Origin of the sequence: Amycolatopsis sp. lyj-84, assembly GCF_046549075.1 — a bacterium.
In the GTDB taxonomy this organism is placed as follows: domain Bacteria; phylum Actinomycetota; class Actinomycetes; order Mycobacteriales; family Pseudonocardiaceae; genus Amycolatopsis.
Genome location: NZ_JAJPWO010000008.1, coordinates 91,520 through 112,503 on the forward strand (window position 1 = coordinate 91,520; position 20,984 = coordinate 112,503).

Annotated in this window: 24 protein-coding genes; 16 read left to right on the forward strand and 8 right to left on the reverse strand. The window is 69.2% G+C overall.

Going from position 1 to position 20,984, the window contains the following annotated elements; translation table 11 throughout:
* Nucleotides 1-37 precede the first annotated feature (37 nt).
* Together serS and ACLJRM_RS24235 are read left to right on the forward strand one after the other, a co-directional pair.
* On the forward strand, nucleotides 38-1,306 hold the full coding sequence (serS, locus tag ACLJRM_RS24230; RefSeq protein WP_101611750.1) for a serine--tRNA ligase: 1,269 nt from the start codon (nucleotides 38-40) through the stop codon (nucleotides 1,304-1,306).
* An 18-nt stretch (nucleotides 1,307-1,324) separates the two neighbouring features.
* Nucleotides 1,325-2,317: a DUF3558 family protein gene (locus ACLJRM_RS24235; protein WP_410664367.1), complete on the forward strand. Its 993-nt coding sequence runs from the start codon at nucleotides 1,325-1,327 to the stop codon at nucleotides 2,315-2,317.
* On the opposite strand, the gene lhgO is transcribed toward ACLJRM_RS24235, so the two are convergent.
* Nucleotides 2,314-3,570, reverse strand: coding sequence for an L-2-hydroxyglutarate oxidase (gene lhgO, locus ACLJRM_RS24240; protein WP_410664533.1), 1,257 nt, complete (start codon nucleotides 3,568-3,570; stop codon nucleotides 2,314-2,316). The two genes, ACLJRM_RS24235 and lhgO, sit on opposite strands and share 4 nt — an antisense overlap.
* 8 nt (nucleotides 3,571-3,578) lie before the next feature.
* Here lhgO and ACLJRM_RS24245 point away from each other — a divergent pair, with 8 nt between their 5' ends.
* Nucleotides 3,579-4,175: a TetR/AcrR family transcriptional regulator gene (locus ACLJRM_RS24245; protein WP_101611753.1), complete on the forward strand. Its 597-nt coding sequence runs from the start codon at nucleotides 3,579-3,581 to the stop codon at nucleotides 4,173-4,175.
* Nucleotides 4,172-4,663, forward strand: a complete 492-nt coding sequence (locus ACLJRM_RS24250; protein ID WP_101611754.1) for a nuclear transport factor 2 family protein — start codon at nucleotides 4,172-4,174, stop codon at nucleotides 4,661-4,663. Before ACLJRM_RS24245 ends, ACLJRM_RS24250 begins: the two co-directional genes overlap by 4 nt.
* 69 nt (nucleotides 4,664-4,732) lie before the next feature.
* On the opposite strand, the gene ACLJRM_RS24255 is transcribed toward ACLJRM_RS24250, so the two are convergent.
* Together ACLJRM_RS24255 and ACLJRM_RS24260 are read right to left on the reverse strand one after the other, a co-directional pair.
* The gene (locus ACLJRM_RS24255; RefSeq protein ID WP_410664368.1) at nucleotides 4,733-6,268 is read right to left on the reverse strand and encodes an MFS transporter; all 1,536 of its coding nucleotides are present in this window, start codon (nucleotides 6,266-6,268) and stop codon (nucleotides 4,733-4,735) included.
* On the reverse strand, nucleotides 6,265-7,362 hold the full coding sequence (locus ACLJRM_RS24260) for a C45 family autoproteolytic acyltransferase/hydolase (RefSeq protein ID WP_410664369.1): 1,098 nt from the start codon (nucleotides 7,360-7,362) through the stop codon (nucleotides 6,265-6,267). The genes ACLJRM_RS24255 and ACLJRM_RS24260 overlap by 4 nt, the downstream gene beginning before the upstream one ends.
* A 148-nt stretch (nucleotides 7,363-7,510) precedes the next feature.
* Between ACLJRM_RS24260 and ACLJRM_RS24265 the strand changes: the two genes are divergently transcribed.
* Together ACLJRM_RS24265 and ACLJRM_RS24270 are read left to right on the forward strand one after the other, a co-directional pair.
* Nucleotides 7,511-7,726, forward strand: coding sequence for a hypothetical protein (locus ACLJRM_RS24265; RefSeq protein ID WP_410664370.1), 216 nt, complete (start codon nucleotides 7,511-7,513; stop codon nucleotides 7,724-7,726).
* Nucleotides 7,723-8,406, forward strand: a complete 684-nt coding sequence (locus tag ACLJRM_RS24270) for a hypothetical protein (protein WP_410664371.1) — start codon at nucleotides 7,723-7,725, stop codon at nucleotides 8,404-8,406. The genes ACLJRM_RS24265 and ACLJRM_RS24270 overlap by 4 nt, the downstream gene beginning before the upstream one ends.
* Here the strand turns inward: ACLJRM_RS24270 and ACLJRM_RS24275 are convergent.
* The gene (locus ACLJRM_RS24275) at nucleotides 8,388-11,507 is read right to left on the reverse strand and encodes a BTAD domain-containing putative transcriptional regulator (RefSeq protein WP_410664372.1); all 3,120 of its coding nucleotides are present in this window, start codon (nucleotides 11,505-11,507) and stop codon (nucleotides 8,388-8,390) included. The two genes, ACLJRM_RS24270 and ACLJRM_RS24275, sit on opposite strands and share 19 nt — an antisense overlap.
* A 141-nt stretch (nucleotides 11,508-11,648) precedes the next feature.
* On the opposite strand from ACLJRM_RS24275, the gene ACLJRM_RS24280 reads away from it, so the two are divergent.
* The 4 genes from ACLJRM_RS24280 to ACLJRM_RS24295 are packed head-to-tail and all read left to right on the forward strand — an operon-like array spanning nucleotide 11,649 to nucleotide 15,552.
* Nucleotides 11,649-12,779 carry a DegT/DnrJ/EryC1/StrS family aminotransferase gene (locus tag ACLJRM_RS24280; protein ID WP_101611760.1) on the forward strand — a complete coding sequence of 377 codons (1,131 nt, stop codon included), beginning with the start codon at nucleotides 11,649-11,651 and terminating at the stop codon, nucleotides 12,777-12,779.
* A 7-nt stretch (nucleotides 12,780-12,786) separates the two neighbouring features.
* On the forward strand, nucleotides 12,787-13,716 hold the full coding sequence (locus tag ACLJRM_RS24285) for an NAD-dependent epimerase/dehydratase family protein (protein WP_101611761.1): 930 nt from the start codon (nucleotides 12,787-12,789) through the stop codon (nucleotides 13,714-13,716).
* A gap of 26 nt (nucleotides 13,717-13,742) precedes the next feature.
* A complete protein-coding gene (locus tag ACLJRM_RS24290; protein ID WP_101611762.1) occupies nucleotides 13,743-14,939 on the forward strand; it encodes a glycosyltransferase family 4 protein in 1,197 nt (398 codons plus the stop codon).
* Nucleotides 14,926-15,552: an acyltransferase gene (locus ACLJRM_RS24295; RefSeq protein WP_101611763.1), complete on the forward strand. Its 627-nt coding sequence runs from the start codon at nucleotides 14,926-14,928 to the stop codon at nucleotides 15,550-15,552. Before ACLJRM_RS24290 ends, ACLJRM_RS24295 begins: the two co-directional genes overlap by 14 nt.
* Here ACLJRM_RS24295 and ACLJRM_RS24300 read toward each other — a convergent pair whose 3' ends face one another.
* Nucleotides 15,553-16,134 carry a hypothetical protein gene (locus tag ACLJRM_RS24300; RefSeq protein ID WP_410664373.1) on the reverse strand — a complete coding sequence of 194 codons (582 nt, stop codon included), beginning with the start codon at nucleotides 16,132-16,134 and terminating at the stop codon, nucleotides 15,553-15,555.
* 159 nt (nucleotides 16,135-16,293) lie between these two features.
* On the opposite strand from ACLJRM_RS24300, the gene ACLJRM_RS24305 reads away from it, so the two are divergent.
* Nucleotides 16,294-16,869 (forward strand): Uma2 family endonuclease, encoded by a 576-nt coding sequence (locus ACLJRM_RS24305; protein ID WP_410664374.1) that lies wholly within the window; start codon nucleotides 16,294-16,296, stop codon nucleotides 16,867-16,869.
* Here ACLJRM_RS24305 and ACLJRM_RS24310 read toward each other — a convergent pair whose 3' ends face one another.
* A complete protein-coding gene (locus ACLJRM_RS24310) occupies nucleotides 16,870-17,259 on the reverse strand; it encodes a hypothetical protein (protein WP_101611767.1) in 390 nt (129 codons plus the stop codon).
* A gap of 40 nt (nucleotides 17,260-17,299) precedes the next feature.
* Between ACLJRM_RS24310 and ACLJRM_RS24315 the strand changes: the two genes are divergently transcribed.
* The gene (locus ACLJRM_RS24315) at nucleotides 17,300-17,500 is read left to right on the forward strand and encodes a hypothetical protein (RefSeq protein WP_410601732.1); all 201 of its coding nucleotides are present in this window, start codon (nucleotides 17,300-17,302) and stop codon (nucleotides 17,498-17,500) included.
* A gap of 48 nt (nucleotides 17,501-17,548) precedes the next feature.
* Here the strand turns inward: ACLJRM_RS24315 and ACLJRM_RS24320 are convergent, their stop codons facing one another.
* Nucleotides 17,549-17,917 carry a hypothetical protein gene (locus tag ACLJRM_RS24320; RefSeq protein ID WP_410664375.1) on the reverse strand — a complete coding sequence of 123 codons (369 nt, stop codon included), beginning with the start codon at nucleotides 17,915-17,917 and terminating at the stop codon, nucleotides 17,549-17,551.
* 16 nt (nucleotides 17,918-17,933) lie between these two features.
* Between ACLJRM_RS24320 and ACLJRM_RS24325 the strand changes: the two genes are divergently transcribed.
* The 4 genes from ACLJRM_RS24325 to ACLJRM_RS24340 all read left to right on the forward strand — a co-directional run bounded on the left by ACLJRM_RS24325 (nucleotide 17,934) and on the right by ACLJRM_RS24340 (nucleotide 20,475).
* Entirely contained in the window at nucleotides 17,934-18,146 is a 213-nt protein-coding gene (locus ACLJRM_RS24325) for a hypothetical protein (protein ID WP_410664376.1), read from the forward strand.
* Between the two features lie 364 nt (nucleotides 18,147-18,510).
* Nucleotides 18,511-19,092, forward strand: a complete 582-nt coding sequence (locus ACLJRM_RS24330; RefSeq protein ID WP_101611771.1) for a copper resistance protein CopC — start codon at nucleotides 18,511-18,513, stop codon at nucleotides 19,090-19,092.
* A gap of 139 nt (nucleotides 19,093-19,231) precedes the next feature.
* Nucleotides 19,232-19,741, forward strand: a complete 510-nt coding sequence (locus tag ACLJRM_RS24335) for a SigE family RNA polymerase sigma factor (protein WP_101611772.1) — start codon at nucleotides 19,232-19,234, stop codon at nucleotides 19,739-19,741.
* On the forward strand, nucleotides 19,738-20,475 hold the full coding sequence (locus tag ACLJRM_RS24340) for a hypothetical protein (RefSeq protein WP_410664377.1): 738 nt from the start codon (nucleotides 19,738-19,740) through the stop codon (nucleotides 20,473-20,475). The genes ACLJRM_RS24335 and ACLJRM_RS24340 overlap by 4 nt, the downstream gene beginning before the upstream one ends.
* On the opposite strand, the gene ACLJRM_RS24345 is transcribed toward ACLJRM_RS24340, so the two are convergent.
* Nucleotides 20,468-20,971 carry a hypothetical protein gene (locus ACLJRM_RS24345; RefSeq protein WP_146044305.1) on the reverse strand — a complete coding sequence of 168 codons (504 nt, stop codon included), beginning with the start codon at nucleotides 20,969-20,971 and terminating at the stop codon, nucleotides 20,468-20,470. The two genes, ACLJRM_RS24340 and ACLJRM_RS24345, sit on opposite strands and share 8 nt — an antisense overlap.
* Between the last annotated feature and the right edge of the window lie 13 nt (nucleotides 20,972-20,984).

The window sequence follows — 20,984 nt, forward strand, 5'->3', positions numbered from 1 at the left end:
CGAAGGGCGCTCGGCGCTAGGACTAACCTCTGCAATCGTGATTGACCCCAGGACTCTGCGCGATGACCCGGACGTCGTGCGCGCTTCGCAGCGCGCCCGTGGCGAGGACGAAGGAGTGGTCGACAAGCTGCTCTCCCTCGACTCCCGCCGCCGGTCTTCGATCGCCGCCGCCAACACGCTGCGTGCCGAGCAGAAGTCGCTGGGCAAGCTCGTCCCGAAGGCGCAGGGCGAGGAACGGGCCGAACTGCTCGCCAAGGCGAAGGGACTCGCCGCCCAGGTGAAGGCCGCCGAGGTCGAGCAGACCGAGGCGTCGGAGGAGTTCGAGCAGCTGCACCGCCTGGTGCCGAACCTGGTCCACCCCGAAGCCCCCGAAGGCGGCGAGGACGACTACGTCGTGCTCAAGCACGTCGGCGAGCCGAAGAAGTTCGACTTCACGCCCAAGGACCACCTCGAACTCTGCGAGGGCCTCGGCGCGCTCGACATGGAGCGCGGCGCGAAGGTCTCGGGCTCGCGGTTCTACTTCCTCACCGGCATCGGCGCCCAGCTGCAGCTCGGCCTGCTGAACATGGCCGTCGCGCAGGCGACGGCGAACGGGTTCACGCCGATGATCACGCCGAGCCTCGTCCGGCCGGAGATCATGGCGGGCACCGGCTTCCTCGGTGCGCACTCGTCGGAGGTCTACCGGCTGCGCGACGACGACCTGTACCTCGTCGGCACCTCCGAGGTCCCGCTCGCCGGCTACCACGCCGACGAGATCCTGGACCTGGCGAAGGGCCCGAAGCGCTACGCGGGCTGGTCGTCCTGCTACCGCCGCGAGGCCGGTTCGTACGGCAAGGACACCCGCGGCATCATCCGCGTCCACCAGTTCGACAAGGTCGAGATGTTCGTCTACACGCGTCCCGAGGACGCCGAAGCCGAGCACGCGCGCCTGCTGGACTGGGAAGAGCAGATGCTCGCCAAGATCGAGGTCCCGTACCGGGTGATCGACACCGCCACCGGCGACCTCGGCACGTCCGCGTACCGGAAGTTCGACTGCGAGGCGTGGGTGCCGTCGCAGGAGACCTACCGCGAGCTGACGTCGACGTCGAACTGCACGACGTTCCAGGCCCGCCGCCTCGGCATCCGCTACCGCGACGACGACGGCCGCCCGCAGACCGTCGCCACGCTGAACGGCACGCTCGCCACCACGCGGTGGATCGTCGCGATCCTGGAGAACCACCAGCTCGAAGACGGTTCGGTCCGGGTGCCGGAAGCGCTTCGCCCCTTCCTCGGCGGAACCGAGGTCCTCACACCCGCATCGAAGTAGGGACCGGAGGAGGGACGCATGCGGTATCGGAATTCGCTCGCGATCGGGCTGGCGGTGCTGGCGCTCGGCGCCTGCACGTCGACGATCGGCGGGTCGGCCTCGCCGGTCCCGGGACAGGGGCCGGTCATCACGAAGGCCGAGCCGTGCGCGCTGCTGACGCCGGAGCAGGCGGCCGCGCTGGGCGTCACGTATCCGGGCAAGGAACGCCCGGCGAAACCCGAGCAGAAGATCGCCGCGGTCTGCCGGTTCCCCGAACTGGAGGACGCGCCGGACGGCGTCGCGCTGGAGGTCTCGCAGAGCAAGGACCTCTCGGCGGAGGACTACTACGCGGGCGCGCTGCCCGGGGAGAAGTTCGGCGTCGGCGGGTTCACCTGGACGCGGTACGCGACCATCCTCGGGCCGAGCTACTGCTCGCTGACCACGGAACTGGACGCGAAAACGTTCGTCGAGGTCTCCAGTGATGCCCCCGGCAGCGACAACTCCAAGGCCTGTGACCTGGCGAAGGCCGCGCTCCCCGCGGTCGCCTCGCATCTGCCCGGTGGGCAGCCGAGCCCGGAGATCACCGCGCCGCCGGGGCAGAAGCCGGTCGAGCCGTCCGGTCCGCTGGTGAACGTCGACCCGTGCACCCTGCTCAAGCCCGAGCAGGTGGCCCCGCTCAACCTCTTGCCCGCGCGGCCGATGAACGGCTCATCGCGGGATCCCAAGAACGGCTGCCAGTGGGACGACACGGACGGAGACAAGGGCAAGAAGGCGCTCGACCTCTGGGTCTACACGGCGACCAGGACCGAGGACGTGCCCGGGCTGGAAGGCACCCCCGCCGAGCAGATGGTCAACGGGCGGAAATGGATCGTCTACTCCGCTCCGGACAGCCCGATCTGCGTCGCGCTCTTCCCGATCACGGAGACCTCGTCGATCAAGCTCGACACCGGCGACCTCAGCGACAATGCCAAGGCCTGCGAGATCCCGCAGACCGTGATGCCGCTCGTGACCGCGAACGCGCCCGCCGCTTAGTCGGACACCTCGTCGGCGATGTGCTTCGCGATCTCCAGTGCGCTGGTCGCCGCCGGTGAGGGTGCGTTGAGGACGTGCACCTGGTTCCGCGCGGTCTCGATCAGGAAGTCGTCGACGAGGGCGCCGTCCGGGCGCAGCGCCTGTGCCCGGACGCCGGAGCCGTGCCGCACGATGTCGTCCTCGGTGACGGCGGGCACGAGCCGCGCGAGGCTTTCGGCGAAGCGGCGGCGGGAGAACGACCGGCGGACCTCGTCGAGCCCGGTCGGGTACGCGTACTTGCGCGCGAGCCGCCAGACGCCGGGGAAGCGGGCGACTTCGGCGAGGTCCTTCGCGGAGACGTCGCGCCAGGTGTAGCCCTCGCGGCGCAGCGCGAGCACGGCGTTGGGGCCGGCGTGCACGCTGCCGTCGAGCATGCGGGTCAGGTGCACGCCGAGGAACGGCAGCGACGCGTCCGGGACCGGGTAGATCAGGCCGCGCACCAGATGGCGGCGTTCGGGCTTCAGTTCGTAGTACTCGCCGCGGAACGGCACGATCCGCGCGCTCGGGGTGAGCCCGGCGAGCCGCGCGACGCGGTCGGCGTGCAGGCCCGCGCAGTTGACGAGCGCGTCCGCGTGGATCACGTCGTCGCCGGTCGCCACCTCGACGCCGCCGGTGCTGCCCGCGCGGATCCCCAGCGCGGGCGTGCCGAGGCGGAGGTCGGCGTCGGATTCGTCGAGCAGCCGCACGAGCGCGGTGCACACGGCCGGGAAATCGATGATGCCGGTGGACTCCACGCGCAGCGCGGCGACGCACGAGACCTCGGGTTCGTACTCGCGGGCTTCGCTCGGGGTGATCAGCTTGGCCGGGACGCCGTTGGCTTCGGCCCGTTCGGCGAGCACCTTCAGCGCCGGAAGCTCCGCTTCGGAGGTGGCGACGACGAGTTTGCCGCAGACCTCCACCGGCACCCCGTACTGCCGTGCGAAGTCCACAATGGACCGGTTGCCCGCGGTGGACATCCTGGCCTTGAAGGAACCCGGCTTGTAGTAGAGCCCCGCGTGCACGACGTTCGAGTTGTGCCCGGTCTGGTGGGCCGCCCAGCGGTCCTCCTTCTCGAGCACCGTGACGTCCAGGCCACGTTTGGTCAGCTCCCAGGCGGTGGCGAGCCCGACGATTCCGCCCCCGATGACTACGACTGTGCGCACGATCGACCAGGTTACCCGGAACGCTACCTGACAGCTGTCAGGTAGCGTGGTAGCGTACCTGACCGATGTCAGGTAAGCGGTTGAGCAGGGAAGAACGCCGGGAGCGGATCCTGGCCGCGGCGGCGCGGGTGTTCGCCGCGTCCGGCTACGACGCGGCGGGGATGCGCGAGGTCGCGACGGCGGCCGGGATCAGCACACCCGTGCTCTACGACCATTTCCCGTCCAAGGCCCGGCTGTACGCCGGCCTGCTGGAGTCCGAAGTGGACAGTCTGCTGGCCGGCTGGGGCGGGCTGCCGCCGTCGGGCACCGCGGAGGAGCTGCTGCGTACCAGGGTGGCGGCGATCTTCGCGTGGATGGAGACGAACGAACGCGGTTGGCGGATGATCTTCGCCGAAACGCCGTCCGACGAGGGTGTCGCCGAGGCTCACCGGCGCGGGCAGGCCAGGGCCACCGGGCAGCTGACCGAGGTGTTCGCCCAGGTCCCCGGCCTGGCGCTGACCGCGGACCTGCCGCGCGACCGCGCGAACGAAGCGCTCGCCGAAGCGGCGAAGAGCGCGCTGAACGCCATCGCCACCTGGTGGTGGAGCAACCGCGACATCCCGCGGGAGCAAGTCGTCGCGCTCACGACGGATCTGTTGTGGCGCGGTCTGGGAGCCCTTATCCAGGAGGACACATGAGCATCGACACCACCGAGCGGTACCGCCGGGCCCTCGAGACCCAAGACGTGGAACTCGCGCTGAGCGCCTTCGCGCCGGACGCGGTCGTGCACTCGCCGCTGACCAGCCGCGTCCGGTTCACCGGGCACGAAGAACTCCGGCCGCTGCTGGAAGTCGCCTACTCGCATCTGCGTGACGTCAGCTTCCACACCGACACGGGCGACGCCTCGACGCGGGTCGTCGTCTACACCGCACGCATCGGCGCGGAGGAGATCGAAGAAGCCGCGGTGCTGAAGCTCCGCGAGGACGGGCTCATCACCGAAGTGACGCTGTTCGTGCGGCCCCTGCCCGGGCTCGTCGCGCTGATGGACGCCTTCGGCCCGGACATCGCGCGCCGCAATGGCCGCACCTTCGCGGCGCGGGTGCTGGGCGTGGCCGCGAAACCGTTGCTGGCCATGGTGCGGTCGGGCGACAAACACGCCGTGCCGCTCGCCGGACCGAGGAGCTGAAGGACGCTTTCCCCGCATCGGATGCGGGGAAAGCGCCCTTCGCGACGTCTTATGCGGGGAAGGGCCCCTTCAGCCCGTCGCGACCGGAACCGGCGCAGGCTCGTCCTCCGGGTCCTCAAGGACCTTCGGCACGCCGCGCAGCGTGAACAACGCGCTGACCGCCAGCAGCGCCATCAGCGCCGCCGAGCACACCATCGTCACCTGCAACCCGTCGACGAACGCGAGTTTCGCGTTGCCGAGGATCAACGCCCCCTGCTCGGGCGGCAACTGCGCCGCGTACTGGACGGCGCCGCCGAGGGTGTCCGAGATCGCCTCGGGCGGCACACCCGCCGGGATGACGAGTTCGCTCCGGTACAGCGCGCCGAGCGCACTGCCGAGGACGGCGATCCCCAGCGCCCCGCCGAGTTCGGTCGCCGTCTCGGAGATCGCCGACGCCGCGCCCGCCCTCGCCTTCGGCACCACGCCGAGCACCGTGTCCGTCGCGACGGCGAGGATCAGCGCCAGCCCGACGCCGAAGATGATCATCGCGGCGAGCAGGTCGGTGTAGACGATCGTCACGCCGATACCCGAGTACAGCGCGAAGCCGACCGCCGACAGAGCACAGCCCAGCGCGATCGTGACCGCCCGGCCGAAGGCCTTGATCGCCAGTGGCGCGAAAACGCCGCCGACGATCGCGCCGCCCATCCCCGGCAGCCCGGCGAGCCCGGATTTCAGTGGCGACCAGCCCACCACCAGCTGCAGGTACTGCGCGAACATCAGCGAGACCGCGAGCTGCGCGAACATCGCCAGGATGGTGGTGCCGACGGTCGCCGAGAACGCCCGCTGCGCGAACAGTTTCAGGTCCATCAGCGGTTCGGCCAGCCTCGGCTGCCGCAGGACGAACGCGAGCACACAGCCCAGGCCGAGCACCGTCGCGACCGCGACGTCCCAGTGCCCCCAGCCCTGGTACGCGACTTCCTTGATCGTGTAGACGATCCCGACCATGCCCACGACGGACAGCAGCACGCTGGGCACGTCGATCCGGCCCGGCGCCGGGTTCTTCGACTCGGGCAGGATCAGCGCGCCCGCGATCACCATGACGATCACCACCGGCACGTTGACCAGGAACACCGAACCCCACCAGAAGTGCTCCAGCAGGACACCGCCGACGAGCGGGCCCATGCCGAAACCGAGGATGGTCAGCCCGCTCGAAACGCCGATCGCGGCCGCGCGTTCCTTGCCGGTGAACACGTTCCGGATGATCGACAACGTCGACGGCATCAGCGTCGCGGCGGCGATCCCGAGCAGCGCGCGGGCGGCGATCAGGAGCTCCGCCGTCGGCGCGTACGCCGTGATCACCGAAGCGACGCCGAACAGCGATGCCCCGATCAGCAGCAGTTTCTTGCGGCCGACCCGGTCACCGATGTTCCCCATCGTGATCAGCAGCCCGGCGAGCGCGAAACCGTACGCGTCGGCGATCCACAGCATTTCCGTCGTCGACGGGTGCATCTGCTCCGAAAGCGACGGCAGCACCAGGTGCAGCACGGTCAGGTCGATCGCGATCAGCAGTTGTGCCAGTACGCAGACCGCGATGGTGCCGATCTTGCGGCCCTTGCCGATGCTCACCGCGACACCCCGAAGGTGAATTCCGGCGAGTGACGCGCGGTGCCGTGCTCTCCGTCGCCGAGGTAGAACCGGGTGCTCATGGTGCGGGACGCCGGGTCGAGGACGCTGCGCCACAACGTCCGCCACGGCGCGCCCGGCTCGATCGCGACGGACACCGCGTCGAGCGCGTCACGCGGCCCGGCCCCCGCCTCCTTGGTGAGGGTGCGGAGCCGCTGGTAGGTGAGCATGGTCTCCGGGGTGTCCTCCGGCAGCGCGTCGATGTCCGGGTAGCGGTGCAGCGGATGGTTCGTGACGCACAGCGGCCCGTCCGCGACCTCGACGAAGTACTCGATGTCGTGCGCGCCGCGTTCGTAGACGAAGCCGCGGCCGGAGGCGTCGGCGACGATGTAGTGACAGGGCGCGCCGTGCGAGTACTGCTTGGCGAGCATCAGCGCTTCCTTGGCCTCGTCGACGTTCTCGCACGTGTCCAGCAGGTACCGGCAGACCTGGGGCACCGAGAGGCCGGCCTGCGGGCCAGGGTCGTGCTCCAGCGGCGTGGCCGCCTCGAGGTCGGCCATCAGCAAGGAGACGACGAGCCCGGCCTCGTTGACGCCTTCCATCGCACCGTCCACTGTGGACATGGAGAGCGACGTCGAGGCGATGCCGTCGTCGGGGATCGTGGTCAGGACGTAAGGGCGTGACGCCATCGGCACCGTCCCGTCGTCGACGGGCTCCGCACCCGCCATCACCGCGCCCAGCTGGCTCCAGCTCAAGGTGAAGAAGTCGTAGTTCCGGCCGAGCACACTCCCCGTCCACAGCGCCGAACAGCCCGACCCGGCGGGCAGGGCGCTGGCGTTGTCGAAGGACACCGCCGCGTCGGCCGGGAGCCCGTAGGCCTCGGCGAACCCGGCCGTCCGCGCCGCGTACTGCGGCCAGTTCCGCTCGAACCAGACACGCCGCGCCTTGGCCACGATCGGATCGACCGGTGGCGGCGTCCAGTCGGTCCGCGCCTTCATCTCGGCCGCGAGCGCGTGGCCGATCTCGGCCTGGGTGCCGCGCAACGTCAGCTGCCGCACGGCGAGGAAGTCTTCGGGAGATCCCGCGAGATAAGTCATGGCCGGGAGCGTGTCCGCCGCCGCTGACCGTCCGCGCACCACGCGCTGACCGCCTGTCTGTGCTTGGCAGCACTGGCAGCGCCTGTCATCGGAATGTCATGTGCCCCGCGCCAAAGTTGCCTCACCGACAACGGAAACGAGGGAACCGATGCTCAGCAACAAGGTGTACGTCATCGCCGGAGGCGTGATCACCGTCCTCTTCGTCGTGCTCGCGATGGCCGAGTTCTCCACCGGCTACCCGGAGGACGGCCTGCAAGACCTGTTCTACGCCGCGTTGAGCGCCGGCGCCGGTGCCCTGCTGTACGTCCTCGACCGCCGTCAGCGCGAGCGCCGCGCCGCCGCGACGCAGCGTGATGCCCGATGAGGAACATCGACGGCGGCTTCCTCGCCACCCCGGACCAGGCCTCGCTCGACCGCCGCGAGCGGGACGTCCGCAAGGGCAAGCTCGCGCTGATGCTGACCGTCGCGGGCGGATTCGTCGCCCTGATCGCCGGTTACAACGTCCTCATGGAGTTCTCGCCGGTCTCGCTGGCGGTGACACTGATCGCGCTGGCCGCCGCCGTCGGTGGCGGCGTGCTCACCAAACACCTGATGCGGAACGTGCGGTTCCGGGTGCACAAGCCGAACGCGGGCCTGATCGGCGCCGCGAAACTCACCGGGCTCCTGGTGGCCTTCTTCGCGATCGCCGCCCTGCTCGGCTCGATCGAGGCGCCCGGCGCGCTGCGCGTCGTCCTGATCGCCGTCGGCTGCGGCACCATCGCCTACGTGCGGTCGCTGCACGACCAGCAGTGGGTGCTCTTCGAACTGGACGCGGTCGGCGTCCGGATCGAGCGGACCGTCATCCCGTGGCGTGACGTCACCCGCCTGACCACCGACCCGGTCGGCCCCGGGATGACCCGGCTCGGCGCGATCCCGGTCAACGCGGCACCGCTGTACGTCGCGGTCCAGGACAGCGAACTCGACCCGCGCCTGCTCGCCGAGGCCGTCGGCCGCTTCGCGCCGCAGGGGATCTTCTTGACCGGTACTCAGAACCCCGTCAATTGAGCGGCGCCGCGCATGCCGAGCCCTTGGCGGTACGACCGGTCGAAGCCGGCACCGAGCCGCTCCCGCACGGTCGTCCGGAGCAGGGCGGCGTCCAGATCGACGGCGTACGCGGTGCCCCGCACGGTCACCGCGGCGCCGATCAGGACCGCCGCCCGCTCGGGGTCGCCCCGGAGCAGCGCGACCCCGGCGAGGCCTTCGACGGCGCAGGCCATGGTGGTGCTGTCATGCCAGCTGTCCGCCGAGACGAGCGCCAGCCGGTGGAGTTCCTCGGCCTGGTCGGCGTCACCTTCGGCGGCCGCGACCCAGCCCAGCGAGATCATCGCCCCGGCGCGGACCCCCTCGGCCGCGAACGAACCGCCGGGGCATTCCGAAAGCGCGAGTTCGCTCAGTGCGCGAGCCGCGGGCAGATCGCCTTCGTGCCGGGCGAGGAACGCGAGCCCGATGTACCCGGTGGCCCGGCTTTCCGGCATCCCCGAGCGGCGCGCGATCGCGATGGCGAGGTCGAAATCCGCCCGCGCCCCCGCCGCGTCGCCGTGGAGTAGTTTGCTGGCGCCGCGACGGCACAGCAGATCCGCGTCGTCGTCGGACGCGCCGAGTTCCCGCATCAACCGGAGCGCTTCGTTCATCGTTTCGAGGGCCTCGGCCTGACGGTCCGTCCAGACCAAGATCTGTGACAGGTGATCGAGGACCATCGAAAGGCCCCAGCGCTCCCCGAGCTCCCGGAACGCCTTCTCCCCGGCGCGCAGGAACCCTTCCGCCGTCTCGAGTTCGCCTCGCATCAGCGCACGGAGCCCGTAGCCGGTCGGCGCGAGCGCCAGGCTCCAAGCGTCGCTGTGCGCCAGGAGGGCCTGACTGCGTTTGATCAGCGCGTCGTCGTCACCGGGCGGACCGGTCACCACTCCCATCAGCAGGAGCAGCGCCGGATTCCGGGGCGCCTTGGCCAGGTTCCGCACGAGGTCGTTCACCGCCGGAACGTGCCGTTCCAGGGCCTCGTGACCGCGAAGTCCGGCGGTGGCGTTGAGCACGGAGAGCTGGTACTCCTCTTCGAGGCCGTCCGGCGGCCGCGGGCCGAGCCGCTTGACCACCTCCATGCTCAGCGTCGAGCCCTCGAACCGGCGTCCGCGCATCCACCAGTACGTCACCAGTGAGGCCGAAAGCCGCAGAGCGATCCGGATGTCGGCTTCGGCCGCCCAGCGCAGCGCGGCCAGGAGATCGTCGTAGGCGTCGTCGAGACGGTCGAGCCAGACGAGCTGGTCACCGGTGCGCAGGAGCGGGTCCGCCTCTTCGACGAGGGCGAGGAAGTGTTCGGCGTGCGCGCGCCGCAGCTGCTCGGCCTCGTCCGCTTCGGTGAGCTTCTCGGCGAAGAACGCCCGGATGGTTTCGAGCATCCGATACCGGTTCCCGCCGCGTTCGACGAGCGATCTGTCCACAAGGGACGGAAGCAGGTCCTCGATGTCCGGCACGGCGCAGACCGCTTCGGCGTCGGCGAGGGTCGTGCCACCCGCGAAGACGGTCAGGCGCCTGCCGAGCAGGCGTTCGTCCTCGTCGAGCAGGTCCCAGCTCCATTCGACGACGCCGCGCAGGGTGCGATGCCGGTCCTCGGCGACCCGGCTGCCCCGCGAGAGCAGCTTGAAGCGGTCATCCAGCCTCGCGGCGATCTCACCGGCGGACAGTGTCCGCACGCGCGCCGCGGCGAGTTCGATGGCCAGCGGCAGCCCGTCGAGCGCGGCACAGATGCGCTGGACGTCGCCCGCGGTGGTGTCGTCGACGGCGAATCCCGGGTCGTTGGCCTGAGCCCGGTCGGCGAACAACCGGATGGCGGCGAACTCCAGCGACCGGCCGGGCGGCGTGCCCGGCGGCGGCACGGCGAGCCGCGGCACGGGGGTGACGACCTCGCCGGTGATGCCCAGCGGCTCCCGGCTGGTGGCGAGCACGCGCAGCGCCGGGGCCGCGCCGAGCAGCCGGGCGGTCAGTTTCGCGGCGGCGCCGACCAGGTGCTCGCAGTTGTCGAGCACCAGCAGGAGCGCCCTGTCCGCCAGGGCGTCGATCAGCCGCTCCAGCGGCGCGTGCTCCACGGGGGCGGTGGCCGCCCCGATCGGGACCGTCCGCAGGCCGAGTGCGGTCAGCACGGCATGGGCGACGTCGGCGTCCTCGGTGTAGGGCGCGAGTTCGACGAAGACCACCGGGAGGTCCGTCGCGGCGGCGGTCTCGATGGCCAGCCGTGTCTTGCCGCTCCCGCCAGGCCCGGTCAGCGTCACCAGCCGCGAGAGGTCCAGCTGGCCGAGCACGTGCCGGAGGTCGCCCTCGCGGCCGATGAAGGTGGTGAGCTGCGCGGGGAGCGGCGCGGTCGTGGTCTTGGCCTTCGGCGTCTCGCCGCGCAGGACCGCCAGATGCGCGGCGGCGAGGTCCGGTCCGGGGTCGGCGCCGAGTTCGTCGGCCAGGACGCGGCGGGCGTCCTCGAACGCGGTGAGCGCGTCGGCCTGGCGTCCCGCGGCGTGCAGCGCGCGGATCACCAGTGCTCGCGGCCGTTCTCGCAGCGGTTGGGCTGCGATGACCTCGCGAAGCTCGGCGAGGACGTCTTCGTGCCTTCCCATCTTGAGCTCGGCCTCGACGCGATCCTCGACCGCGGACGTCCTCAGCTCGTTCAGCCTGGTGACTTGCGGATCGCGGAACGGCGCGTCGGTGATGTCCGCGAACGCCGGACCCCGCCAGAGAGCGAGAGCGTCGCGAAGCAGTTCCGCCGCCTTCGCGGCGTCTCCCGTCGCGAGAGTGCGTCGGCCTTCGGCGGCGAGCCGCTCGAACCGGAGCGCGTCGACGTCGTCGGGGTCCACGGCCAGCCGGTAACCCGCCGGGCTGAACTCGACGGGCGCGAGGTCCTTCAGCGCCCCGCGCAGCCGCGAGACCTGCGATTGCAGCGCGTTCGCGGCGCCGTCCGGCGGCTGCTCGCCGTAGAGACCGTCGATGAGCCGCTCGGGCGGGACGACCCGGCCCGCCTCCAGCGCGAGCAACGCGAACAGCGTCCGGACCCTGGGCCCGCCGACCGGGACGACGGTGCCGTCCTCGCGGCGCACCTCCGTCGCCCCCAGAACGCCGAATCGCATGGGGGCCAGAGTAGGGCGTTCGAGGGTGACCGTGTGTTGACCTGGGCGGATCCAGCCCGCCCGAGATCGGCCGAATGGCGTCTATACACTTCGCCGGGTCCCCACGCAATGGGAGAGGGCTACGGGAGAGGGTAAAGAGGAATGTCTGAGCACGAACCCGTGGTCCTCGGTCAGCCGACCGTCGGCGAAGAAGAACTCGCCGCCGTGGCGGAGGTGTTCCGGTCCGGCTGGCTGGCCGGTGCCGGCCCCGCGTGCCGCCGCTTCGAGGAACGCTTCGCGAAGACCGTCGGCACCGCGCACGCGCTGACCACCAGCAACTGTGGCTCCGCACTCTTCCTCGGTCTGCGTGTACTCGGCGTGAAGCCGGGCGACGAGATCATCGTCGGGGACTACACGTTCCCCGCCACCGGCCACGCCGTGCTCCAGGCGGGCGCGACCCCGGTGTTCGCCGACATTCGCCCGGACGTGTGGAGCGCCGACCCGGCGTCGATCGAAGCCCTGATCACCCCGCGCACCGTCGGCATCCTCGCCGTCGACGTCGCCGGGCAGCCCGGCGATTTCGACGAGTACCGCGCGATCGCCGACAAGCACGGCCTGTGGCTCTTCGAAGACGCCGCCTGCGCCGCGGGCGCGACGTACAAGACCCGCCCCGCCGGCAGCCTCGCCGACCTGGCCGCGTTCTCCTTCCACGGCCGCAAGGGCATCACCGCGGGCGAAGGCGGCGCGCTGGTCTCGGACCGCGAAGACCTCATCGCGCACGCGCGCAAGCTGCACACCTACGGCATCGAGCCCGCCATCACCCGCGAGGGTTCCGGCGCGCTGCCGATCCCGGAGTTCCACGAGCTGGGCTACAACTTCCGGCTCTCGGACGTGCAGGCCGCGATCATGAACGTCCAGCTGGACAGGCTCCCGGACCTGCTCTCGGCCCGCCGTTCGGTGGCCAAGCGCTACCACGAGGCGTTCGAAAACCTGCCCGGTCTCGACGTCCCCGTGGAACTGCCCGACCGCGAACACCCGTGGCAGGCCTACATCCTCACCGTGGCCCCGGAGATCGACCGCGACGCGCTCGCGCTGCGGATCCGGGAGCAGGGCGTGCAGTGCAACTTCGGCACCTACGCCTCGCACCTCCAGCCCATCTACGGCAAGAAGCAGACCTTGCCGGTATCGGCGGACCTCTTCGCCCGTCATCTCGCCATCCCGATGCACGCCAACCTCACCGATGACCAGGTCGACCGGGTCATCGGGACCGTCAGCGCCGCACTGCCGAGCTAGGAGAGAAATGCCCGACAAGAAGGTCCTCTTCACCGGGGGCGGCGGTTTCATCGCCGCGCACGTCATCCCGATGCTGATCGACGGCGGCTACACCGTCCGCGTCTTCGACAACATGACGCGTGGCGACCGCGCCAGGATCAACGAGTTCGTCGCCACCGGCAAGGTCGAACTGGTCGAGAAGGACGTGCGCTACGGCGGCGCCGTGCGTGAGGCCATGCGCGGCTGCACGCACGTGATCCACTTCGCCACCGTGTCGATCAACAAGTCGGTCGCCGACCCGCACGAGTCCATCGACATCAACATGGTCGGCAACCACAACGTCTTCGCCGCCGCTGCGGACGAAGGTGTCGAGCGGGTCGTGTTCGCGTCGACCGCGTCCGTCTACGGCGACCCGAAGCGGCTGCCGATGCACGAGGACGACGAGCTCAAGCCGCTCACGCCGTACTGCATCTCGAAGCGCGCGGGCGAGGACATGCTCGGCTTCTACGAGCGCACCAAGGGCCTGTCCTGGAACGCGCTGCGGTTCTTCAACGTGTACGGCCCCGGCCAGAAGATCGAGGCCTACTACACGTCGGTGATCAACCACTTCATCCAGCGCCTGCGCGCCGGCCAGCCGCCGATCATCGACGGCCGCGGCGACCAGTCGATGGACTTCGTGCACGTCACGGACCTGGCCCGCGCCGTCGTCGCGGCGCTGGAGTCGGACGAGGCGAACGTGCCGATCAACATCGGCACCGGGATCGACACCTCGATCGCGACGCTCGCGAAGATCCTCATCGACGCCGTCGGCGTCAACGTCGAGCCGCTGTTCAACGAGCGCGACGTGCTCGTTTCGCGGCGTGCCGCGGACATCACCCGTGCCCGCGAGGTCCTCGGCTGGGAGCCGAAGATCTCCGTGGAAGAGGGCATGTACGAGCTGGTCAAGGCTTCGGAATGACTGCCGGGCCAGGGGAGAGCCGCGCGATGCGCATCGCTGTCGTCAACAACTTCTTCCCGCCGAGGGTGGGCGGAAGCGCGCACATGGCGGCGTCCCTGGCCGAGCAGTACGCGGCGCGCGGGCACGAGGTGCTCGCGATCACCGCGGCCTACGCCGACGCCCCGGCCGACGAGACGAAGGACGGCTATCGCGTCGTCCGCCTGCCCGCGGTGAAGATGCCGCAGCTGGGCCTGTCGATCGACTTCGACATGAGCTTCGCCTCGCTGCGGCCGGGGAACTGGCGGCGGCTGCGGAAGCTGCTGGACGAGTTCAAACCGGACGCGATCCACCTGCACGGGCAGTTCTTCGACCTGTCGTGGCTGGCCGGGCGGTATGCGCGGCGGCACAAGCTGCCGATGCTGCTGACCATCCACACCCTGCTGATCAGCGACAACAAGCTGTACGGCGGCGTTTTCCGGTTCCTGGACACCGTGCTGGTGAACCCGATCCTGCGGTACCTCAAGCCGCGGTACGTCATCCTCGACAAACTCGGCGTGGACTACTGCGTCGAGCGCTACGGCACGAGCGACGAGAACTCGGACTACTTCCCGATCGCCGTCGACACCGGGAACTTCGAGAAGCCGTTGACGAAGGACGTCCGCGCGGAGCACGACCTGGGCGACGGTCCGGTGATCGTCTCGCTCGGGCACGTGATCCCGCTGCGCAACCGGCTCCCGCTGGTCGAGGCGCTGCCGTCCATTTTGGACAAGCACCCCGGCGTGAAGGTGGTCGTCGTCGGCCGCGTGTACCACGACGTCTTCCTGAAGCGGGCGGAAGAACTCGGTGTCGCGGACGCCATCATCGTCACCGGCGCCGTGCCGAAGGCCGATGTGCCTTCGTACTTCGCGGCGGCCGACATCGTCACGCACGACCTCAACGGCGGCTGCGGCACCGCGTCGCTGGAGGCGATGCTCTCGGGCACCGCGACCATCGCGTCGGTCACCGAGGACAACTACCCCGGCATCGAACTGCGCAACGGCGAGAACATCCTGCTGGTGCGGCCGGACGACAGCGAGGCGGTGGCGAACACCGTCATCGAACTGCTCGACGACCCGGAGAAGCGGGCTTCGGTGGCACAGCGGGAAAGCTCGATGGTGCGGGCCAACTTCGGCCTCGACGTCGTCGCCGAGGAGCACCTGCGCACCTTCGAGAAACTGGTGACCGAGGCCGATGTTCTTCGATGACGAGCGCAGCAACCGGCTGCGTCCGCAGATCCTGACCGAACTCGTTTCGCAGTACATGAACGACGCCGAGCGCGCTCGTTTCTACGGACTGCCCGAGTCGACGCGGGTGCGTGAGCGCGTCAAGATCATCAGCCCCGAGAACCTGAAGATCGGCGAACACTGCTGGATCGGTGAGGGCGCCGCGCTCGACGCGAGCGGCGGGCTGGAGATCGGCGAGCACACCAGCATCGGCCTGAATACGCTGATCTTCACGCATTCCAGCTGGCTCGCGAACATGACGCTGCAGAACCACTCCGGCAGCGACCTCATCGAGCGCAAACCGGTGAAGATCGGCAAGGGCTGCTTCATCGGCGGCCTCGTGGTGATCATGGCGGGCGTGACGATCGGCGATTTCGCCACCGTGCAGCCGAATTCCGTGGTCGCCAAGGACGTCCCGCCGCGCACCCTGGTCGCGGGCAACCCGGCGCGCGTGTTCCAGCGTTACGACGACGAGTACATCCAGTCCGAAGTGGAGCGTGTGCGCGGCGAGAACGCGCGGCGGCGCGCGCTGGCGGAAGAACGCGGGGACACGTCGTCGTCCTGGGGTGCCCCGGCGGGCGACTTCACGGAGTAGTCAGAGGCGTTCCGCCAGCCTCTTGGCGATCGTCTCGTAGACGTCGGAACGGGTCGGGCCGGAAAGGTCGACCAGCGCGACCCGGATCTGACCGTGGGCGCGTTTGTAGACCACGGTCGTCACCCGCTGGTCCTTGCCGTCGCAGAACCACGCCGTCTCGCCGATATCCGGCAACGGCGTCGGCGGTTTCGTGCACTCCTTCTTGGTCTCCGCCGCCATCGACGGCACCGACCAGCCCTGCTCCGCGACGACGCTCAGGTAGAAGCCGTCCGAGCGGTTGTAGTGGCACGCGTAGTCGGTGATGCCGTCCTTTTCCTTCACCGCGGCTTCCTGCTGCCCCTCTTTCGAGCCATAGATCGCGTCGCCCATGATCTGCTGGACCTCGGTGAGCGGCAGGAACGGGCAGGCCGCGGTGATCTTGGCAGGTGAGGCGGGCGGTGGAGGCGTCGTCGGCGTGGTGCTCGTGGCTTTGCTCGCTGACGTCGATGGCGGGGCCGGTGGCGGCGCCGGAGCGGGCTCACCGCTACAGGCGGTGAGGAAAAGGAGCGTGCCGACGGACAAGAGCCCCCAGGTTCTTCTCATCGGTGAAATGTAGCGGACCTGCGGAAACAACGGGGATTTCCGGAGTGATTCTTGCGTACGGGCAACTCGTAGAGTGTTCGTTCGCTACCGTGTGTGATGGTACGGTTCTGGTGAAACCGTGGGAGATGGTCTGGCGATCACGGGCGAAGGAGGAGTTCGATGAGTGTCGTGCACTGGCATCACCGCCTCGTGACCCTCGACGACTTGGCCGCGCTACCGGAAGACCCGGAGCACCGCGCTGAAGTCGTCGAAGGGGTCTTCGTCGCGTCGCCGCGTCCGTTGCTGGTCCATCAGTGGGCCGTCACGCGTCTGGGTTTTCTGCTCCATGACCAGCTGCCCGCCGGATTCAGCGCCTGGAGCGAGGCCGAGATGATCATCGGCACCGCCCCGCTCACCGTCCGGGTACCCGACGTGGTGGTGGCCAGAACAGAGATCATGGAAAGCAGTCCCGCTCGTGTTCCGGCCGACGCGGCGCGGTTGGTCATCGAGGTCCTGTCCGAGGGCACCGTCCGCACCGACCGGGTCACCAAGTTCTCCGAGTACGCCGAGGTCGGCATCGAGCGCTACTGGATCGTCGACCTCGACGACCCGGCGAGCATGGTCACCTACCGTCTGGTCGACGGTGAGTACGAGAACTTCGGTGAGCACACCGGCAAGGTCGATCTCGACTTCGACGGCACCCCGCTCACCCTCGACCTCGACGCGCTGACCACCCGCCACGCGCAGCGCCCCTGATCACAGCCTGTCGGCCAGCATTTTCGCCAGCGTCGCGTAGACGTCACTCCTGGTGCTGTACATGTACAGCGTCGCGACCCGCGTTTCGCCATGGCTGCGTTTCCCTGCGGTCACCAGGATGTTGAGATCCGGCCCGTCGGTGGGGATCGAACACCACAAGGCCTGCTCACCGATACCCGGAAGCTGCGTGATCGGCTGCTTGCATTCCTTCGCGAGCTTGTCGATCGTCGCGCGAGGCGGCTGGTTCCCGGGGATGGCCGCGACGAAGAGCTCCGCCGATTTCCCGTATTTCCCTTTGGGGTCCTCGAAAGCGCACCGGTAGGCCTTGCCGGTGCCGACCCGTTCGGCTTCGCCCTCGTTGGCGACCAGATCGTCTGATCTCCCGATCACTTGAAGGAACTCGGTCGGGCTCAGGACAGGGCAGGCCGCGGTGATCTTGGCGAGTGGTGCCGGTGGAGTGGTACTGGGGCTGGGTGGCGTGCTGCTGGACGGCCGCGCCGAGGACGTCGGCGCGGCCGACGACGCGGGCGCTGCCGGCGTGGGCTCGGTCGCGGCGCCGCTCGAGCAAGCCGTGACGGCGAACAGCAGGAATGCGGTGGTGAGGGTCCCCCTCGATCTGTGCACGGCGTGAACCTAGCTGTTCACAATGCTGGTCGACCAGCCAATTCTTCGTGACCGGTCAGAGCCGCTCGGCCAGCCGTTCGGCCATCGTCTTGTAGACGTCGGACCGGGTTTCGCCGATGAGGTAAACCAGCGCGAACCTGATCTGGCCGTGTCCGCGTTTGTAGACCACCGTCGACATGAAGTCGCCCTCCACTTCGCAGTACCAGGCCGCATCGCCGATGCCCGGCAACATCGTCGGCGGCTTTACGCACTGCTTCTTGGTCTGCGTCACCATCGACGGCACCGACTGTTCCTTCTCCGGAACGACGTACAAGTACAGGCCGTTCACGCCGTTGTACAGGCACGCGTACTTGGTGATGCCGTCCCCTTCCTCTACCTCTGCCTCCTGCTGGCTCTTGCCCTGGCCCAACTCCGCGGTGCCCATGATCTGGTGGACCTCGGTGAGCGGGAGGAACGGACAGGCCTCCCTGATCATGGCGGGCGAGGCGGGTGGTGGCGGTGTCGTGGGAGTGGTGCTCGCGGGTTTGCTCACCGAGGTGGGCCACGGGGCCGACGGGGACGGCGGCGGCGCCGGCTCGCCGCTACAAGAGGTGACGAAAAAGAGCATGCCGACGAACAAGAGCCCCCAGGTCCTTTTCATCCTCGAAATGTAGCTGACCTGCGGAAACATCGGGGATTTCCGTGATGGTTCTTGCGTTAGGGCAACTTCGAAGAGTGCTCGTGCGTACTGTGGAAATGGCTTACGAGAGCTTCGGTGAGGACACCGGCGAGGTCATCTCGACTTCGACGGCACCCAGCTCGCTTTGGATCTCGACGCCCTCAGGGCGCGGCACTCGCAGCGCCGCGGGACTGTGTGGAAATAGGGACACTCAACGTCCCTATTTCCACACACCCCTCACCCGGAGCGCCACCCCATCACCCGCCTTGCCGCTCACGAGCAGGCCCACCGGGAACCGTCGCCCTCTCGAGCCCGACTACTAGGCTCGACGGGGAGTTCCCCGGCGAGGAGGGTGTCAGATGAGGTTCAACCGGTTCGGCGCGTCGCTACTGGTCGCGGGCATCGCCCTGCTGGGCGTCGCGACCCCGGCGCTGGCCCACTCGGAGCTGAAGAGCAGCGACCCGGCCCGGGGCGCTTCGCTGGCGACGCCGCCGACGCAGATCAAACTGACCTTCTCCGGCCCGGTCACTCTCGCCGACGACCCCATCCAGATCACCGGGCCCGAGAACGCGTCGTGGACGGTCGGCCGGGCTGAGGTCGCCGGGATGGTCGTCACGGCGCCGGTGCAGGCGGTCGGGCCGGCCGGCGAGTACACCCTCCGCTACAAGGTGACCTTCGAGGACACGCACGCCGCGAGCGGCTCGGTGAAGTTCAACCTCACCGCCCCGGTCGCGCCGCCGTCGTCCAGCAGCGCGCCGACGAGCAGCCAGGCCCCGGCCAGCAGCGCGGCGCCCGCGGCGAGCGCCGCCCCCGCTCCGGCCGCGGAGGAGACCACTCCCGACAACCTGGTGCCGACCTGGGTGTGGATCGTCCTCGCGGTCGCCGTGGTCGTCGCCGGGCTGGTCGTCGCGCTCCGCTTCGTCCGGCGCAAGAACGACTGAGACATCCACTTCCCGGGTGATCTTCTTTGCCCTGCCTCCCCGTGGTCGAAGATCATTCATAGACCTCTACGGGAGACCGCCCGAAAAGGTTGAGGCAACCTTTCAGGTGGTCAACCGTCGAACTGAGATGAGGACCAGGGTGGCTCGCGGCGATGACGAGTTCGTCGAGTTCGTTCGGAACTCGTCGAACCGTCTGCAGCACGCGGCTTACCTGCTGACCAGTGACCGCCATCAGGCCGAGGACGCCGCCCAGACGGCGCTCGCCAAGACGTACGCGGCCTGGTCGCGGGTACGCCGCAAGGACGCCTATGCCTACGCGCGGCAGGTCCTCGTCAACCACATCATCGACGGCTGGCGGCGGCCCATTCGCGAGAACGCGACCGAGGAGGTTCCCGAGCGGCCGAGCGGCGCGGACGTCGCCGGGGCCGTTGTCCAGCGGAAATGGCTGCTTGACGCGTTGCGTACGCTCACAGACCGGGAGAGAGCCGTCGTGGTGCTCCGGCACTTCTTCGATCTGAAGGAGTCCGATGTGGCCGGCGAGCTGGGTGTCTCGGTGGGCACCGTGAAGAGCACGAACTCCCGCGCCCTCACCAAGCTGCGGATCACCGCGGAGGACGGAACGGAACTGATCGGCGGGCTGGGACGATGACCGACCTCGAGTCGCTGCGCTCGGCACTGCGGGAACCGCCTGCCGAGGAGTTCGCCGAGCCCGACCTCGGCGCGATCATGACCAAGGGCAGGCGCATCCGCCGCCGTCGCCGTCTCGCGACCGGCGCGGGTGGCGTGGCCGCCGCGGTGGTGACGGTGCTGGTCATCGTCGGCGCTGTCGCGTTGAAGGAACCCTCGCAGCGCCCGCTGCCACCCGCCGCGAGCACCACCACGTCCGCACAGCCGCCGGTGACGTCGCTACCGGCGGTCACCGACCCTGCGCCGAGCCCGGCACCGCTTGGCGAGACCACCTCGCTCGGGATTAAGGGCGAGGATGGCCGTGAGCTGGTGATCTATGCCTTCGCGATCGACGAGGCGGCTCTGCCGGGCGTCGAGTTCGGCTTGCAGGTCGCCTACCGGAACGTCGACGGCAGCTACGAAGCGCTCCTGGGCAGCAACGAGTTCAAGGGGTCCGACCGGTCTTTCGGCTTCCACGCGGTGGACGGCGGCGACATCCTCCAGAACACCTTCGTGCCCGTGTTCGGCTACTTCGCCGGTCCGGCGACGCGGATCACCAGCACGGTCCGGGGAAAGCCGGTCGAGGCGAACGTGGTGCCCTGGAGCGGGGACCCGTCGGTCATGATCTTCTGGTTCTCCCCGTCGGACGTGGAGTCGACGGGCGTGCTGACCCCGCTCGTCGCCTACGACGCGAGGGGCCAGCGCCTTGTCAAGTGAGCGTCCGATCTTCACCCGAGCCGAGGTGTGGTCGCCGGATTTCGGAGAAATAGGCATTGACCGAGGACCGGTACAACCCGGCGATGCCGAGCACCGTCCCCGCGAGGGTTACCGCGTCGATCACGACGAGGACGATCCCCAGGCCTGACACCTGTACTTCGCCGCCCACCGTGGTGGCGCGCCCTGTCGCGTACAGATAGTCGACCACCGCGGCGATCACGGTGATCAGCATGATGAGGCTCATGAGGCTCGCCGAAACGGTGACGGCCACCCGTGCCCAGTTCCGGCCCGCCCGGGTCACCACGCACAGCGCCATCTGGACGACGCCGAGCACGAGGAACCAGACGATGACCGGCGGATCCGAATCCTCCGGACGGAAGCGAGACCCGTCCGCGGCTTGCATGACGGCGAGGATCGAGAACAGCCCCGAGGTGATGATCCACGTCAAGGCCGCCAGGGCCAGAACGGTCGTCGCACGCTTCAGGGTCTTAGGCACTCGCGGATGGTAG

Bases quoted from the DNA above. Each gene is read 5' to 3' on its own strand.
- ACLJRM_RS24340 (WP_410664377.1), top strand. From the start codon at position 19,738: ATGACCGACCTCGAGTCGCTGCGCTCGGCACTGCGGGAACCGCCTGCC.
- ACLJRM_RS24235 (WP_410664367.1), top strand. From the start codon at position 1,325: ATGCGGTATCGGAATTCGCTCGCGATCGGGCTGGCGGTGCTGGCGCTC.
- ACLJRM_RS24320 (WP_410664375.1), bottom strand. From the start codon at position 17,917: ATGGGCACCGCGGAGTTGGGCCAGGGCAAGAGCCAGCAGGAGGCAGAG.
- ACLJRM_RS24300 (WP_410664373.1), bottom strand. From the start codon at position 16,134: ATGAGAAGAACCTGGGGGCTCTTGTCCGTCGGCACGCTCCTTTTCCTC.
- ACLJRM_RS24275 (WP_410664372.1), bottom strand. From the start codon at position 11,507: ATGCGATTCGGCGTTCTGGGGGCGACGGAGGTGCGCCGCGAGGACGGC.
- ACLJRM_RS24295 (WP_101611763.1), top strand. From the start codon at position 14,926: ATGTTCTTCGATGACGAGCGCAGCAACCGGCTGCGTCCGCAGATCCTG.
- ACLJRM_RS24330 (WP_101611771.1), top strand. From the start codon at position 18,511: ATGAGGTTCAACCGGTTCGGCGCGTCGCTACTGGTCGCGGGCATCGCC.
- ACLJRM_RS24305 (WP_410664374.1), top strand. From the start codon at position 16,294: ATGAGTGTCGTGCACTGGCATCACCGCCTCGTGACCCTCGACGACTTG.
- ACLJRM_RS24280 (WP_101611760.1), top strand. From the start codon at position 11,649: ATGTCTGAGCACGAACCCGTGGTCCTCGGTCAGCCGACCGTCGGCGAA.
- ACLJRM_RS24265 (WP_410664370.1), top strand. From the start codon at position 7,511: ATGCTCAGCAACAAGGTGTACGTCATCGCCGGAGGCGTGATCACCGTC.
- ACLJRM_RS24285 (WP_101611761.1), top strand. From the start codon at position 12,787: ATGCCCGACAAGAAGGTCCTCTTCACCGGGGGCGGCGGTTTCATCGCC.
- ACLJRM_RS24290 (WP_101611762.1), top strand. From the start codon at position 13,743: ATGCGCATCGCTGTCGTCAACAACTTCTTCCCGCCGAGGGTGGGCGGA.
- ACLJRM_RS24250 (WP_101611754.1), top strand. From the start codon at position 4,172: ATGAGCATCGACACCACCGAGCGGTACCGCCGGGCCCTCGAGACCCAA.
- ACLJRM_RS24260 (WP_410664369.1), bottom strand. From the start codon at position 7,362: ATGACTTATCTCGCGGGATCTCCCGAAGACTTCCTCGCCGTGCGGCAG.
- ACLJRM_RS24270 (WP_410664371.1), top strand. From the start codon at position 7,723: ATGAGGAACATCGACGGCGGCTTCCTCGCCACCCCGGACCAGGCCTCG.